This window comes from Defluviimonas salinarum, assembly GCF_026013545.1.
Taxonomy (GTDB): domain Bacteria; phylum Pseudomonadota; class Alphaproteobacteria; order Rhodobacterales; family Rhodobacteraceae; genus Albidovulum; species Albidovulum salinarum.
The window spans coordinates 75,398-90,554 of record NZ_JAPDOG010000003.1 but is presented as its reverse complement, the minus strand read 5'-3'; the positions used below and the strand labels follow the sequence as shown (position 1 = coordinate 90,554).

At 68.2% G+C, this 15,157-nt stretch carries 13 protein-coding genes; 7 read left to right on the top strand and 6 right to left on the bottom strand.

Annotation, left to right across the window (positions count from 1 at the left end; all coding sequences use genetic code 11):
* Nucleotides 1-10: 10 nt before the first annotated feature.
* From OM960_RS04425 to OM960_RS04410, 4 genes are all read right to left on the bottom strand, one after another.
* Nucleotides 11-670 (bottom strand): anti-sigma factor, encoded by a 660-nt coding sequence (locus tag OM960_RS04425; protein WP_264771178.1) that lies wholly within the window; start codon nucleotides 668-670, stop codon nucleotides 11-13.
* Nucleotides 667-1,203 carry a sigma-70 family RNA polymerase sigma factor gene (locus tag OM960_RS04420; protein ID WP_264771177.1) on the bottom strand — a complete coding sequence of 179 codons (537 nt, stop codon included), beginning with the start codon at nucleotides 1,201-1,203 and terminating at the stop codon, nucleotides 667-669. Before OM960_RS04420 ends, OM960_RS04425 begins: the two co-directional genes overlap by 4 nt.
* Nucleotides 1,200-3,236, bottom strand: a complete 2,037-nt coding sequence (locus OM960_RS04415) for an ASKHA domain-containing protein (protein ID WP_264771176.1) — start codon at nucleotides 3,234-3,236, stop codon at nucleotides 1,200-1,202. Before OM960_RS04415 ends, OM960_RS04420 begins: the two co-directional genes overlap by 4 nt.
* A 125-nt stretch (nucleotides 3,237-3,361) precedes the next feature.
* Complete coding sequence (locus tag OM960_RS04410) at nucleotides 3,362-3,676, bottom strand: hypothetical protein (protein ID WP_263338854.1); 315 nt, start codon at nucleotides 3,674-3,676, stop codon at nucleotides 3,362-3,364.
* Between the two features lie 174 nt (nucleotides 3,677-3,850).
* Here OM960_RS04410 and OM960_RS04405 point away from each other — a divergent pair, with 174 nt between their 5' ends.
* Nucleotides 3,851-4,402, top strand: a complete 552-nt coding sequence (locus OM960_RS04405; protein ID WP_263338851.1) for a cytochrome P460 family protein — start codon at nucleotides 3,851-3,853, stop codon at nucleotides 4,400-4,402.
* Between the two features lie 34 nt (nucleotides 4,403-4,436).
* Here OM960_RS04405 and OM960_RS04400 read toward each other — a convergent pair whose 3' ends face one another.
* Nucleotides 4,437-5,588 carry a CaiB/BaiF CoA transferase family protein gene (locus OM960_RS04400; protein WP_264771175.1) on the bottom strand — a complete coding sequence of 384 codons (1,152 nt, stop codon included), beginning with the start codon at nucleotides 5,586-5,588 and terminating at the stop codon, nucleotides 4,437-4,439.
* Nucleotides 5,589-5,824: 236 nt separating this feature from the next.
* On the opposite strand from OM960_RS04400, the gene OM960_RS04395 reads away from it, so the two are divergent.
* On the top strand, nucleotides 5,825-7,009 hold the full coding sequence (locus tag OM960_RS04395) for an MFS transporter (protein WP_264771174.1): 1,185 nt from the start codon (nucleotides 5,825-5,827) through the stop codon (nucleotides 7,007-7,009).
* A 16-nt stretch (nucleotides 7,010-7,025) separates the two neighbouring features.
* Here OM960_RS04395 and OM960_RS04390 read toward each other — a convergent pair whose 3' ends face one another.
* Entirely contained in the window at nucleotides 7,026-7,766 is a 741-nt protein-coding gene (locus OM960_RS04390) for a DsbA family protein (RefSeq protein WP_264771173.1), read from the bottom strand.
* Between the two features lie 161 nt (nucleotides 7,767-7,927).
* Between OM960_RS04390 and OM960_RS04385 the strand changes: the two genes are divergently transcribed.
* From OM960_RS04385 to OM960_RS04365, 5 genes are all read left to right on the top strand, one after another.
* Nucleotides 7,928-9,082 (top strand): pyridoxal phosphate-dependent aminotransferase, encoded by a 1,155-nt coding sequence (locus tag OM960_RS04385; protein WP_264771172.1) that lies wholly within the window; start codon nucleotides 7,928-7,930, stop codon nucleotides 9,080-9,082.
* Nucleotides 9,082-10,314 (top strand): N-acetylmuramoyl-L-alanine amidase, encoded by a 1,233-nt coding sequence (locus tag OM960_RS04380; protein WP_264771171.1) that lies wholly within the window; start codon nucleotides 9,082-9,084, stop codon nucleotides 10,312-10,314. The genes OM960_RS04385 and OM960_RS04380 overlap by 1 nt, the downstream gene beginning before the upstream one ends.
* Before the next feature lie 102 nt (nucleotides 10,315-10,416).
* Nucleotides 10,417-12,975 carry a penicillin-binding protein 1A gene (locus OM960_RS04375; RefSeq protein ID WP_264771170.1) on the top strand — a complete coding sequence of 853 codons (2,559 nt, stop codon included), beginning with the start codon at nucleotides 10,417-10,419 and terminating at the stop codon, nucleotides 12,973-12,975.
* A 175-nt stretch (nucleotides 12,976-13,150) separates the two neighbouring features.
* Nucleotides 13,151-14,275: a peptide chain release factor 2 gene (prfB, locus tag OM960_RS04370; protein WP_264771316.1), complete on the top strand. Its 1,125-nt coding sequence runs from the start codon at nucleotides 13,151-13,153 to the stop codon at nucleotides 14,273-14,275.
* Between the two features lie 79 nt (nucleotides 14,276-14,354).
* On the top strand, nucleotides 14,355-15,134 hold the full coding sequence (locus OM960_RS04365; protein WP_264771169.1) for a DUF2189 domain-containing protein: 780 nt from the start codon (nucleotides 14,355-14,357) through the stop codon (nucleotides 15,132-15,134).
* Nucleotides 15,135-15,157: the final 23 nt, after the last annotated feature.

Genomic DNA, 15,157 nt, shown 5'->3' with positions numbered 1-15,157 from the left:
CGACCGCCGTTCAACTCCCGCCGATCAGGGCAGAGACGAGGGGCGTGCCGGTCGCGGCGCCTGTCGGCGCGCCGCCCTCGGCTTCGAGCGTGACGGCGAGCGTGGTGCCGGCGGGCAGGGTCGCGATCGGGATCGTCAGGTCGCCCTCGCGAACGAGGCCGATCGAGATCGGCGCTTCGCCCTCGGGGATGAGCCAGAGTTCGTGGTCCTGGCCGGGCGCAGCGGCCGGGCCAGCGCTGCGGGTGATCGTCAGTTCGCCCGCCTCCGGGTCGAAGCGGGCGTCGATGACGAGCGGCTGGTTCTCGCCGGTCAAAGTCACCACGATCGCGGCTGGCGGCCGGGCTGTTGGCAGAACCGTGACGAGGGCGAGCGCGGCAAGCGCGGCCGCGGCGAGAACGCCCCAGAGCCACGGGCGTCGATGCGGCGCCTCGGGCTCCGGAAAGAGCCGCTTCTCGACCGCCTCGAGAAGGCCGGGAGGCGGCGTTACCGGCGCGTATCCGGCGTTGAGCGGGGAGAGCCGGTCCCGCCATTCATCGACCAGCCGGGCGAAGTTCGTATCGCTGTCGACCAGCGCCTCCGCCGCGAGCCGTTCGGGCAGGGCGAGCGTGCCGAGGACATATTCGGCTGCAAGCGCCTCGCGTTCGGGCATGTCGCTGGCGGGTTCGTTCATGCCTCCATGCACTCCTTCAGTTTCGCCAGCCCCTGGCGGAGCCAGGACCGCATCGTGTCGAGGGGCACGTCATGGTGGTGCGCGAGGGCTTCGGTGCTCAACCCGCTGAGATAGGCGCTGCGCAGGGCGGCGGAGCGGGCCGGGTCGATCAGTTCGAGACAATCGGCGAGGCGCCGCGCCGCGCCCTTTGCGGCCGGCGCTTCGGAATCGGGCAGGACTTCGGCACGGTCCGGCGGCGCAGCGCCGTCGGTGGCCCGCGCCGGACGGGCGCGGAGCCGGTCGATGGCATGGTCGCGGGCTATCGCGACGAGCCAGACCATGCCGTCGCCCTTCGACGCATCGAAACGGCGGGCGTCCTGCCAGGCCCGCGCGAACACTTCCTTGAGTGCGTCCTCGGCCTCGCTCCGGTTACCAAGGATACGGAGGCAAACCCCGAAGAGTTTGCCTCCGGTCTCGGAGTAAAGCCTGCGAAAGCACTCGCGGTCGGCGCGGGCGACGCCCGCGAGCAGTTCGGCGATCGGGTCTGCCGTCATCCTTTCCGGCGGCGTCGGCCGCCTTCGGCGCCCGAGCCCGCGGTGTTGAAGCTGACATCCGGCAGGGTCATGATCGCCGCCAGTTCCGGGAACGGCGCGGTCGCGTGCGGAATCGCGTTGGCGGCCACGAAATGCTCCTGGAAGCGCGGCTCGATCGCCGTCTCGACCTTGTAGATGCGACCGACTTCCTCCTCGATCGCGGCGCGCGAGGCGATGTTGCTCAGCGCGATGCGCGCGCCGGTGCCGGCGGCGTTGCCGGCGGAGGTCACCTTGTCGAGCGGGCAATCGGGTATCATGCCAAGAACCATAGCATGTTTCGGCGAGATATGGGCGCCGAACGCACCGGCGAGCACGACCCGATCGACATTGTCGATGTTCAGCTCGTCCATGAGGAGCCGCGCGCCCGCATAGAGCGCCGACTTGGCGAGCTGGATCGCGCGGATATCGCCCTGCGTGACCGTGATCAGCGGCCCGCCCGCGGCGGTGCCGTCGTGGAGCACATAGGCGTTGGTCCGCCCGGTCGCGACGCAACGCGCGGTGCCGACCTGCTCGGCCGAGCCGATCAGGCCGCCGGCGTCGAGGATGCCCGCCATCCGCATCTCGGCCACGACCTCAATGATGCCCGAGCCGCAGATGCCGGTGATGCCGGTCTGGGCGGTCGCCTCGGCAAAGCCCTCGTCGGTAGACCAGAGGTCGCAGCCGATGACGCGGAAGCGCGGCTCCTTGGTCGCGGGGTCGATCTCGACCCGCTCGATGGCGCCGGGCGCGGCGCGCTGGCCCGCGCTGATCTGCGCGCCCTCGAAGGCGGGGCCGGTGGGGGAGGAACAGGCGAGGACGCGGTCCTTGTTACCGAGAAGGATCTCGGCATTGGTGCCGACGTCGACGATCAGCACCATGTCCTCGGATTTGTTCGGTTCTTCCGAGAGCGCCACGGCGGCGCAGTCGGCGCCGACATGGCCGGCGATGCAGGGCAGCACATAGACCCGCGCATTGCGGTGGATGGCGGTGAGGTCGAGATCGCGGGCAGCGAGCGACAGGCTCTCGGAGGTCGCGAGCGCGAAGGGCGCCTGGCCGAGCTCCACCGGGTCGATGCCGAGCAACAGGTGGTGCATCACCGGGTTGCAGACGAAAACCGTCTCGACGATCTGGCCCGGATCGACATGCGCCTCGGTGGCGATCGCCTGGGCAAGCCCGTTGATCGCGGTGCGGACGGCATTGGTCATCTCCCGGTCGCCGCCCGGATTCATCATCGCGTAGCTCACCCGGCTCATAAGGTCCTCGCCGAAGCGGATCTGCGGGTTCATGAGGCCCGAGGACGCCAGCACGTTGCCGTTGCGGAGGTCGCACAGATGAGCGGCGATGGTGGTCGACCCGAGGTCGATCGCGAGGCCGTAGAGCCGGCCCTCCCAGAAGCCCGGCCAGATGTCGATGACGCGCGGCTTGTTGCGGTGGTCGCGGTGGATCGCCACCGTGACCTTCCACTCGCCCTTCCTCAGCACCGGCTGCAGCTTGCCGAGAAGGCTCGCATCGGCCTCGAGCCCCTCGATCTGCCACTGGTCGCGCAGCGCGTCGCAGAGCCGCTGGAAGTCGCCCGAGGGTTCGTGCATGTCGGGCTCGACGACCTCGACGTAATAGGCATGGGTCGCCGGATCCATCGTGATGTCCCGCACGGTCGCCGACTTGCGGATCACCTGGCGGTGGACCTGGCTTTCCGGCGGCACGTCGATCACGACGTCGCCGCAGACCTTGGCCTGGCAGCCGAGCCGCCGGCCTTCCTTCAGCCCGCGGATACGGTCGTAGCGGGCCTCGACCTCGTTCCATTCCGACAGCGCGCCCTCGCTCACGGTGACGCCGTGCTTGGGGAATTCGCCATAGCCCGGCGTGATCTGGCATTTCGAGCAGATGCCGCGCCCGCCGCAGACCGAGTCGAGGTCGACGCCGAGCTGTCGCGCGGCCGTCAGGACGGGCGTGCCGGGCGCGAACCGCCCGCGTTTGCCCGAGGGCGTGAAGATCACGAGGGGATCGTCGGTCATGGCTTTCTCCGGATGTCCTGGCGCATTGCCTTTCTAGGCCAGAGCGACGCCAAGGCAAGGCCTGTCCGCGTCAGATGGCGGCTCAACTCCGTCAGAATTGGCGGTTCTGCCGCACGGAGGACCGGTCAGTCGAGATGGGATTGCCAGAGGCAGCGGTCGAAGGCGGTGTAGCGCAATAGCACGTCCGCGCCGTCGGGCGGCACGAGCCGGGTGCAGCCTTCGAGGCTGTCCTCGGTCTCATAGACGCTGACGCGGCCTGACCCGGCACCCTCCGCGCAGAGCCGCCCGCCGGGGTCGAGCCAGGCGATCACACGGATCCCGCCGTCGGTCTCGGCGACGAAGAGCAGCCGGGTCCGGTCGGCATTGGTGACGCAGATATCTGCGCTTACCGGACCGGCGGGGACAATGAGTGCGAAGAGCAGCGCAAGGGCGAGGTGCATCGGTTCGACCTCCGCGGGCATTCTCCGCCTGCAACACGCCCCTGTCGATGCACGATCGCTCACGAGGCCGTGGCCGGTCACGCGATCGTGCCGATGGGTCACCGCGGCTTGAACCGCCGTGAAAAGGGTCTCGGCTACTCTTGGGGAACGCGAAACCGGACCTGGGAGGGAAGCATGAGACACATTATCACGACCGCCGCGGCAGCGGCCTTCGCGGCGACCGGCGCAGCGGCGCAGGACGCCCCCTTCGGCAGCGAGGAGGATGCGGCCTACGCGGCGCTTCTCTGGGACGTGATGGTGGCCGAGCGGCTTGTCGGCGACAACGCGATCATGGCCTTCCCCTATGAGGGCACCGATCCCCACGGCATGATGCTCGAGACCTTCTACACCCGCGCGACGGTCGATGGCCACGACGGCAGGCTGATCGTCAAGCGCAACTACGGCCCCGCAGGCGTGAGCGTCGACGAGGTGCTCGGCGATCCGTCCGGTCATCTCGGCGCCGTCACAGTGATGTTCCAGCGCGCCGAGGGCTATGACGACGAGACCGGAAACTGGTTCTGGGTCAAGTACCTGCCCGATGGTTCGCTCGACAAGAACCCTGCGGGGATGCAGTTGGCCGGGCTCGTCGGCAAGGGCGCGGATGCCGGCTGCATCGCCTGCCACATGGGCGCGGGCGGCGAGGACATGATCTTCACCACCGATGCCGACGTGGCGATGATGAAGTGACGCGCGGCCGCCCGAGCGAGCGGCGGCCTCGGTCTCAGTCCCTGTCGAGCCAGTCCAGAACCGCCGCCCGGTCACCGTCCAGCGTCGGGGCCGGCCCGCGCGGAGCAGGATCGGCGAGTCCGGTCATCTTGATCGGGTTGCCGGCGGCGGTGAAGGCGGCACCGCCGGGGCGGGCCGGAACCTCGGTCACCATGTGACGGGCGAGAAGCTGCGGATCGGTGAGCACCTCGGCCATGTTCTGGACCTGGCCGGTCGGCACGCCCGCCGCCTCCAGCGCCGCGATCCAGTGGGCGCGGGGGCGGTCGAGCGTCACCGCCTCGATCAGGCGCTTGAGGAGATGCACGTTCTCGCAGCGGGCCGCGTTGCTCGCGAAGCGCGGATCGGCGGGCAGGTCGTCGAGCCCGAGGGCGGCGCAGAGCTTGGTGAAGAGCGCGTCGTTACCAGCAGCGATGACGAAGAAGCCGTCGGCGGCGCGGTAGGTGGAGAACGGCGTGATCGTCGGGTGCCGCGCGCCGGTCGGGCCGGGTGGATTACCCGAGACGGAGGTGATCGCGACCGCGTGCTCCATGATCGCGAGCTGGGCGTCGAGCATCGAGATGTCGACCTTGGCACCCCGTCCGTCGCGGTCGCGGCGCAGCAGCGCGGCAAGCACCCCCTGCACCAGGTACATCCCCGCGACGATATCGCCGATCGATGCGCCGACGCGCACCGGCGGCCCGCCTTCCTCGCCGGTGATCGACATCACCCCGCCGCGTGCTTGCACCACCATGTCATACGCGGGTTTTCCGGCCTCCGGCCCGGTATGGCCGAAACCCGACACCGCGCCGTAGATCAACCGCGGGAAACGCGCCGACAGCGTGTCCCAGCCATAGCCGAGCTTTTCCATCGTGCCGGGGCGGTAGTTTTCCAGGATCACGTCGGCGCGGGCGAGGAGACGCTCGAAGATCGCCCGGTCGGCCCCGGCCTTGAGGTCGAGCGCGATAGAGAGCTTGCCGTGGTTGAGCCCGGCGAAATAGGCGCTTTCCTCGCCCTTGAACGGCGGAAAGGCGCGGGTGTCGTCGCCGGTGCCGGGCCGTTCGACCTTGATCACATGGGCGCCGAGATCGCCGAGCGTCGCCGTGGCGAAGGGGCCGGCGAGAACATGGGTCAGGTCGAGGACGGTGATGCCGTCGAGGGGGGCGGTCATGGCGGGATCCTGTCGCAGCTGCATTCCCCTTGGACCAGCCACCCGCACCGGACGCCATGATCTGTGTCAGTTGCGGGGCGGCGGCGGAAGTCGCGATCCGGCCGGCGGAGGGCGCGAATGGTAAAGGATTCGCGCCCGCCCGCGCCAATGATCGCGCTCGCCGGACCGTTCCGGTCTTCAGAGTCGAGATTTCGAGAATGCACGGAAATTCAAGCGCCTGCGGCGCAGATGCCCGCGTGAAGCTCCTCGACTACCGCCTCGTCGCGCCGGGGGTCTGCATTGTGGCCACGAGCTACGGGCTCGCGCGCTATGCCTACGGGCTGTTCCTGCCGGTGTTCCGCGAGGTCTTCGATCTCTCCGACCGCCTGCTCGCACTGACGGCGGCGGCCTCCTATGCGAGCTATTTCCTGATCACGCTGGCGGGCATCTACCTTTCCACCCGCGTCGGGCCGCGCCTCTCGGTCCTGCTTGGCGGGCTCGCTGCGGCGCTCGGCATGGCGCTCATCGCCGGTGCCACGGCGCCCTGGATGCTGATCCTCGGCGTGACCGTCGCGGGCGTGAGCCCCGGCCTCGCCTATACACCGTTTTCAGAGATCATCGTCACGCTCGTAACGGCGCCGCGCCGGAAGGGGATCTACGCGGTCATCAATTCCGGCACGAGCCTCGGCGTGATGCTGAGCGGGCCGGTGGCGATCCTGCTGGGCGAGAACTGGCGCATGGCCTGGGCGATCTTCGCGGGCTTCGGGCTTCTTTCCACGCTCTGGTGCGTGGCGATCCTGCCGCCGGTCGCGGCGCGCAATGCCGTTGGATTCGGCCAGCTGGACTGGCGCTGGATGACCTCGGGAGGGCGCGGGCGGCTCTTTGCCGTCGCCTTCCTGATCGGCATCGCCACCTCGATCTACTGGGCCTTCTCGGTCGATCTGGTAACGGCGGGCCGGACCACCATCGTGCTTGCCGGCCACCGGCTCGATCCGGCGACCTTCGGTCAGGTATTCTGGAGCCTCGTCGGCCTCGCGGGCTTCGCCGGCGCCTTCGCTGGCCGGATCGTCGGCCGCATCGGCCCGATCCGGTCGCTTGCCGTCTTCCAGGCGGGGATCGCGGTGGCGACGCTCATGCTGGCGGCCGGGCAGGGGCCGGTGGCGGTTCTCGGCTCGGGACTCGTCTTCGGCGGCTTCTTCGTGTTCATGGCCGCGACGCTCGGGATGTGGAGCCTCGACCTCTCGGCCGAAGCGCCGGCGGTCGGCTTCGGGCTCACCTTCCTCCTGCTGTCGGCCGGGCAGTTCGTCGGGCCGATGCTCGTGGGGCTGATGATCGGCTGGGTGCCGCTGCCCGCGCTCTTCGTCCTCGCGAGCGGCGCCTCGCTCGCCGTGCTGGCGCTGCTGCCGCGCCGGTCCGTTCCGGCTCTGGCGGAAGGGGTCTGAGCCTGCGACTGAGCCTTCAGCCGCGTTCCTCGGCGACGATCGCCTGCATGGTCGCGAGCGGCGCGTAGCCGCGCAGCATCTGGCCGCCCATGACGAAGGTGGGCGTGCCCGAGATCTGCATGCGCTGGGCGAGGAGGTGGTTCTCCTCGATCACCTTGGTCACCTCCGGCGCGTTCATTCGCTCGAGAACCGGGGCCGGGTCGAAGCCAAGCTCGTCGGCGAAGGATTCCAGCGTCGCCTCGGTCACGTCACCCCGGAAGCTCTCGTAGAAGCCCGCGTTGATCTTCTGGTAGACCTCCTCGCCATGCGTCTGGAGCGCGGCGATGGCGAAACGCGAGGCGATCATCGACTGTTCGCCGAGGATCGGGAATTCCTTGACGATGTAGCGGATGTCGCCGTCCGAGGAGATCAGCTCTGCCACCTCGGCGTGGGCCTTGCGGCAGTAGCCGCAGCGGTAGTCGATGAACTCGACGACGGTCAGGCTGCCTTCGGGGTTGCCGCCGACAAAGGAATGGCCGTCGGCGAAGAGATCACTCTCGTTGGCCTTGACGAGCGCGAGATCCTGGCTCGCGGCGGCTTCCGCCTGGCGCGACTGCAGGACGTCGATCGCCTCGGAGAGAACCTCGGGGTGTTCGAGAAGGTAGGATCGGACCTCGGCGCGGAACGCCTCACGTTCGGCATCGCTCATCGACGAGACGTCGAAGGCGGCGGCGGGGGTGGCGAGAGTGGCGGCGAGCACCAGCGGGGCGAGTTTCATGCACGATTCCTCAATGTGGGCGCGGTTCCGCCGCGCCCGGTCGCGTCTCTGGTCTCGCCCTTTCCGGCCCCGGACGCAACCCCGGCCCCTTGGGGCATTGACGCCGCGCGCCGGGGCTGGAATGAACGGACCCGGTTCGGGGCCAAGATAGAGAGGGGCAGATGCGCTTATCAAGCCGTGCCGTGGTCGATCCCTTCATTGTGATGGACGTGATGGAGGCCGCACGCGCCGCAGAGGCGGCGGGCCGCCATGTCATCCACATGGAGGTGGGCCAGCCCTCGACCCCTGCGCCGGAGGGTGCCCGCGCCGCGCTCGCCGCCGCGATGGAGCGCGACGCGCTCGGCTACACCGTGGCGCTCGGCCTTCCGGCGCTGCGCGAGGGCATCGCGCGGCTCTACAGGCGCTGGTACGGGGTCGAGCTCGATCCCGCCCGCGTCGTGGTGACGGCGGGCTCCTCGGCCGCGTTCCTCCTCGCCTTCACCGCGCTCTTCGACGCGGGCGAGAGGGTGGCGCTCGGCGCGCCCGGCTATCCCTCCTACCGGCAGATCCTCAAGGCGCTGAGCCTGAAGCCCGTCGATCTCGAGACCCGGCCCGAGGATCGCTACCAGCCGCGCGCCGAGGATATCCCCGACGACATCAAGGGGCTGATCGTCGCCTCGCCGGCCAATCCCTCGGGAACGATGCTCGACCGCGCCGGGCTCGCCAAACTCATCGAGGCCGCCCATGCGAAGGGCGTCGCCTTCGTCTCGGACGAGATCTATCACGGGCTCCACTACGAGGGGCGCGCCGTATCGGCGCTGGAGATCTCGGACGACGTCTATGTGATCAACTCCTTTTCCAAGTATTTCTCGATGACCGGCTGGCGGATCGGCTGGATGGTCGTGCCGCCCGACCATGTCCGCACCGTGGAGCGGCTGGCCCAGAACATGTTCATCTGCCCGCCCCATGCGAGCCAGGTCGCCGCCCTTGCCGCGCTCGACTGCGAGCCGGAACTGGAGGCCAACCGCGCGGTCTATGCCGAGAACCGGCGGCTGATGCTGGAAGGGCTGCCGAAGGCCGGGTTCACGAAGATCGCACCGCCGGACGGGGCGTTCTACATCTATGCCGATGTCACCGACCTGACCGACGACAGCCTCGGCTTCGCCGCCGAGATCCTGCGGGAGGCCGGCGTCGCGGTGACGCCGGGGCTCGACTTCGACCCGGCACGCGGGGCGCGGACACTGCGCTTCTCCTACGCGCGCTCGACCGCCGATATCCGCGAGGGGCTGGCGCGGCTGCAGGCCTTCATGGCGACGCGGTGCAGGGACCGGGCCTGATGGTCGACCATGGGGTCCGGGCGGCGCTCGCCGGGGCGCTTTGTGCCGTCGCGGCGTTCGCGGCGCAGGCCGAGGAGCCTGCGTCGCCGGCAAAGCTCGACCCCGCCGCGTCGCGCGTGGCCGACGAGGGCGCAGGCGTGGCGCTCGATCTCGCGATCAGCGAGCCGGTGCCTTACCGGGCCTTCCTCCTCGCCGAACCGCCGCGGCTGGTGCTCGATTTCGCCGAGGTCGATTTCGCGGCGGCGCGGCCCGCGGAACTCGACAGCGCCGCGCGGGTGACGGAGCTTGGCTGGGGACCGATCCGCGCGGGCTGGTCGCGGCTCGTGGCCGAGCTTGACGGCCCCTACAGGATCGCCAGCGCCGAGGAACGGATCGCGGGCGACCGCAGCGCGGCGATCCGGGTGCGGCTGGAACCGGTGCCGGCGGCGGATTTCGCCGTGCTGACGGCAGGCGGCGTGCCCGAGGGCGCGCGCTGGGCGGATCCGAAGCCCGCACCCCAGGGCGCGCCGAAGCGGCGCCAGACCGGCGAGGCGCCGTTGATCGTGGTGCTCGACCCCGGTCACGGCGGCATCGATCCCGGAGCCGAGGTGGGCAAGATCCACGAAGCCGATGTGACGCTGTCGTTCGCGCAGGAACTGGCCGAGCGGCTGCGCCATGAAGGGATGACCGTGGTCCTGACCCGCGAGGCCGATGACTTCGTTCCGCTGGAAGCGCGGATCAGCGCGGCGCGCGCGGCCTCGGCCGACGTGTTCCTGTCGCTCCATGCCGACGCGCTGGCCGAGGGAGAGGCGACCGGCGCCACGGTTTACCTGCTGGCCGAGGAGGCGAGCGACGCGGCTTCGGCGAAGCTCGCCGAACGCCATGACCGGGCGGACCTCCTTGCCGGAGTTGACTTGAGCGGACAGGACGACCTCGTGGCCTCGGTGATGATGGACATGGCGCGCGCCGAGACCCGACCGCGCGCCGAGCGCCTGGCGCGCGAACTGGCCGCGTCGATCAGCGCCACCGGCGGCAGGATGCACCGCCACCCGATCCAGGAGGCGGAGTTCTCGGTGCTGAAATCGGCCGACATTCCGTCGGTGCTTCTGGAACTCGGTTTCCTGTCCTCCGAGGGTGACCGCAGGCGGCTTGCCGATCCGGTCTGGCGTGCGGCGATGCAGGAGGCGATTCTGGCGGCGCTCAACGACTGGGCCGTCGCCGATGCCGCGGAGGCGCGGCTTATCCGGCGCTGACCTTGCGGCAAGGGGCCGCCGGGAACGGGGGCGGGGTGGAAGTTGTTTTGACCGTCCGGCGCTGGCGCTGTATAGACGGCCCGTTCAGAAATGGGGTTCCCTTTGATCCGGTTCATCCTGTCATTCTTCGGCGGCTTCTTCAGCTGGCTCGTCACCGGGGCGGTATTTGCCGCCTTGTCGGTGGGGGCGGTGTTCTGGATGTACAGCCGCGACCTGCCGGATCACGAATACCTCGTGCAATACACGCCGAAAACCATCAGCCGGATCTATTCCGGCGAGGGACGGCTGATGGACGAGTTCGCCACCGAGCGGCGGATCTTCGCGCCGGTCGAGGAAATCCCGGATATCGTCAAAGAGGCCTTCATCTCGGCCGAGGACAAGAATTTCTACACGCATCAGGGGTTCGACGCGCGCGGCATGGCGAGTGCATTGTGGGACTTCATTCGCACGCGAGGTGAAACCCTGCGTGGCGCGTCAACAATTCCACAGCAGGTCGCAAAAAACTTCTTTCTTGGGGGCGAACGCAAAGCCGAGCGAAAAATCAAAGAAGTGATCTTGGCGACACGGCTCGTGGATTCTCTGTCCAAGGACAAGATTCTTGAACTCTACCTCAACGAGATCGACCTCGGTCAGAGGAGTTTCGGCGTCGCAGCAGCTGCGCAAACCTACTACAATAAGACGCTGTCTCAACTCACACCCGAAGAAGCGGCCTATTTGGCTGCCCTTCCGAAATCGCCAGGCAGAGGACTACACCCCGTTCGAGACATGGACGCGGCTGTTAGCCGCCGCAACTACGTTCTCCGGGAGATGTATCAGAATGGTTACATTGACCAAGAGCAGCTCAAAGAAGCACAGGCCGCGCCCCTCAAGACAGTGTTAAATGGAGACTATCCGTCGTTCAAAGGTAGTTTGCCGCCGCGCGACTACTTCACCGACGAGATCCGCCGCCAGCTCTCCAAGAGTTTCGGTGAGGCGGAGTTCTTCGGCGGCGGCCTGACCATCCGTGCCACCGTCGATCCCGAGATGCAGGGTCAGGCGGCGGTCGCGCTGCAGGAGGCGCTCGAAAGCTTCGACCGGCGGCAGGGGATCTGGCGCGGCACCCGCAAGGTGCTCAAGCCGGAGGAGCTGGAGAGCGAAGCGGCCTGGCGCGCCGCGCTGGCGGCGGTCGACGTGCCGCGCGACGTGGAGGGCTGGCTGCCGGCGGTGGTGCTCGAGGTCGGCGAAAGCGCCGCGCGGATCGGCATCGAGGGGGTCTCGGACGACGAGGACGGCCACTGGATTCCCGCCGAGGACGTGACCTGGGCGAAGAAGCGCCAGGCCGACGGCCGACTCGGGCCCAAGGCGAAGGTCGCGGGCGATCTCGTCTCGAAGGGCGACGTGGTGCTGGTCGCGGCCCTCGCAAAGGACGACGGCTCGTTCCAGCGCTGGTCGCTGCGCCAGGTGCCGCAAGTGCAGGGCGGCTTCATGGCGATGGACGTCAATACCGGCCGCGTGCTCGCGATGCAGGGCGGGTTCTCCTACCAGTCCTCGGTCTTCAACCGCGCGACCCAGGCGCAGCGCCAACCGGGGTCGGCGTTCAAGCCCTTCGTCTATGCCGCGGCACTGGATTCGGGCTTCTCGCCCGCGACGATCGTGGTCGACGCGCCGATCGAAGTGAACACGCCGCAGGGGCTCTGGCGGCCGAAGAACGCCTCGAACAAGTATTACGGCCCGACCCCGATGCGGACCGGGATCGAGCAGTCGCGGAACCTGATGACCGTCCGGATCGCCCAGGAGGTCGGCATGGACACGGTCGCGGGCTATGCCGAGCGGTTCGGCGTCTATGACCGGCTCTCTCCCTATCTCGCCAACGCGCTCGGCTCGCAGGAGACGACGCTGTTCAAGATGGTTGCGGCCTACGCGATGTTCGCCAATGGCGGCGAGCGGGTCGAGCCGACGCTGGTCGACCGGGTGCAGGACCGCTGGGGCCGCACGATCTACCGCCACGACCAGCGCCAGTGCGACGATTGCCGGCTCGCGAGTCTCGATCCCGGCGCCGCGCCGCGGATCGTGTCAAACCGCGAGCGGGTGATGGACGCGGTGACCGCCTACCAGCTCACCTCGATGCTGCAGGGCGTCGTGCAGCGCGGATCGGGCTCGGGGGTGCATTTGCCGGTGCCGGTCGGCGGCAAGACCGGCACCACGAACGACGCCAAGGATGTCTGGTTCATCGGCTTCACGTCGAACATCGTCGCGGGTTGCTACATGGGCTATGACCAGCCGCGCACGCTCGGCCAGGGTGCCTATGGCGGTACGCTCTGCGTGCCGGTCTTCAACGCCTTCATGGAAGAGGCGGTGAAGAAATACGGCGGTACGGAGTTCAAGGTTCCGCCGGGCGGGCATTTCATCAACATCAACCGCTTCACCGGCGAGCGGCTGCCGGATGGCGTCGGCGGCGACTTCGCGCAGGCCGAGTTCTTCCGCGACGGCGCGATCCCGATCTTCGGTCTCGGCGCGATGGTCGACGGCGGTTTCGCGATGGGCCAGAATCTGCCGCTCTATGCCTATGGCGAAGTTGGCGGGGACGAGGGCGGCACCACGGTCACCACCTCGACCGGGAAGAAGAAGGTGATCCCGAAGAAGGCCGATTTCGGCACCCTGAGTTCGGGCGGGCTTTACTGATCTGCGGCGGATGTAACGGGGGCTGTCTGCCCCCGTCGTCCATTGGGCTCGAACCAATGGCGCACCAATGGACGCCCCCGAGGAGGCTTGAGGCAAGATGAAGGGGATGGCCGCCCTTGCCGGGGGCGGGCGGCTCGGCTATCACGCCGGACGAACGAACGGAAGGACGACGGCCATGCGCGCCGAGATGGAAAACATTGTCGTGGCGATCGGAAAGTCGCTGAAGCTCCTCGGCCAGCGGATGGACTGGGAGACGGCGCCGCACCGGCTCGAGGAATTCAACGCGATGATCGAGGACGGCGACCTGTGGTCGGATCCGGCGCGGGCGCAGAAGCTCATGCGCGAGCGGCAGATGCTGATGGACGCGGTCGAGACCTATCGCCGGATCGAGCGCGAGCTCAACGACAATGTCGAACTGATTGAGCTTGGCGAGATGGAGGGCGACAAGGACATCGTCGCCGAGGCCGAGGCGTCCCTGAAGGCGCTGAAGGAGGTCGCGGCGGCGAAGGAACTCGAGGCGCTTCTCGACGGCGAGGCGGACGGCAACGACACCTTCCTCGAGATCAACGCCGGCGCCGGCGGCACCGAGGCCTGTGACTGGGCGCAGATGCTGCAGCGGATGTATGTCCGCTGGGCCGAGAAGCGCGGCTACACCGTCGAGCTGCAGTCCGAGGAACCGGGCGCCGAGGCCGGGACCAAGTCGTGCGCCTACAAGATCTCCGGGCCGAACGCCTACGGCTGGCTGAAATCGGAAAGCGGCGTTCATCGGCTCGTGCGGATCTCGCCCTTTGGCAAGGGCACGCGTGAAACCTCCTTCGCGAGCGTCTGGGTCTACCCCGTCGTCGACGACAATATCGAGATCGAGGTGGCCCCGAACGACATCCGCATCGACACCTACCGCTCCTCGGGCGCGGGCGGCCAGCACGTCAACACCACCGACTCGGCGGTGCGGATCACCCACCTGCCGACCGGGATCGTCGTGACCTCGTCGGAGAAGTCGCAGCACCAGAACCGCGACATCGCGATGAAGGCGCTGAAGTCGCGGCTCTACCAGATGGAGCTCGACAAGCGCAACGCCGACATCAACGCCGCGCACGAGGCCAAGGGCAGCGCGGGCTGGGGCAACCAGATCCGTTCTTACGTGCTGCAGCCCTACCAGATGGTGAAGGACCTGCGCACCGGGCACGAGACCTCGGACACGCAAGGGGTGCTCGACGGCGATCTCGACGCCTTCATGGCGGCGACGCTGGCCATGGATGTCGCGGGCAAGAGCCGCGCCGAGGCCCGCGCCGAGGATTAAGCCCCGGCATCAAACACTTGCCAGACTCTGGCCGGGTGGCCTAGCCTTTCTCTCAGGGCGAGAGAGAGGAGGCGGAGACATGGAACAGGTGGAACGCGGACCAGATCCTCTGCCGGAGATTCGGCGGGTCGAACGGTCGGATATCGGCGCGGTTCTCAGGCTCGGGCTCAAGGATTTCCTGCGTGCGCCGCATTTCGGGTTGTTCTTCAGCGCGGTCTATGTCGCAGGCGGGCTCCTGCTCTACTACGTCTACGCTCTCGCGGGGCAGCAGTGGTGGCTGGCGCCGGTCGCCGTCGGCTTCCCGCTCCTCGCGCCCTTCGCGGCGGTCGGACTTTACGAGGTGAGCCGCCGGATCGAAGCGGGTGAGCCGCTTGCCTGGGGCGAGGTGCTCGGCGTGGTCTTCGCCCAGAAGGACCGCCAGATCCCGGCGATGGCGGCAGTGATCATCGTGATCTTCCTCTTTTGGGTCTTCGTGGCGCATGCGCTTTTCGCGCTCTTCATGGGGCTCAGGGCGTTCACCTCCGGGCTCGATCCCATGAGCCTGTTCCTCGAGGGCAACGGTCCGGTGATGCTCCTGATCGGCGGCGCGATTGGCGCGGCCTTCGCTTCGGTACTCTTCGCGATCACCGCAGCGGGTTTGCCGCTGCTTCTGGAGAAGGAGATCGACTTTGTCACGGCGATGGTGCATTCGGCGAAGGCGGTGATGGCCAATGCGCCGGTCATGGCGATCTGGGGATGCGTGATCGCGGCGCTGGTTTTCGTCGGGATGCTGCCGCTGTTCCTGGGATTGTTCATCGTCCTGCCGGTGCTCGGTCACGCGACCTGGCACATGTACCGGCGCCTGATGGCGGTGCGCTGAGACGCAAACGAAAAGGGCATCCC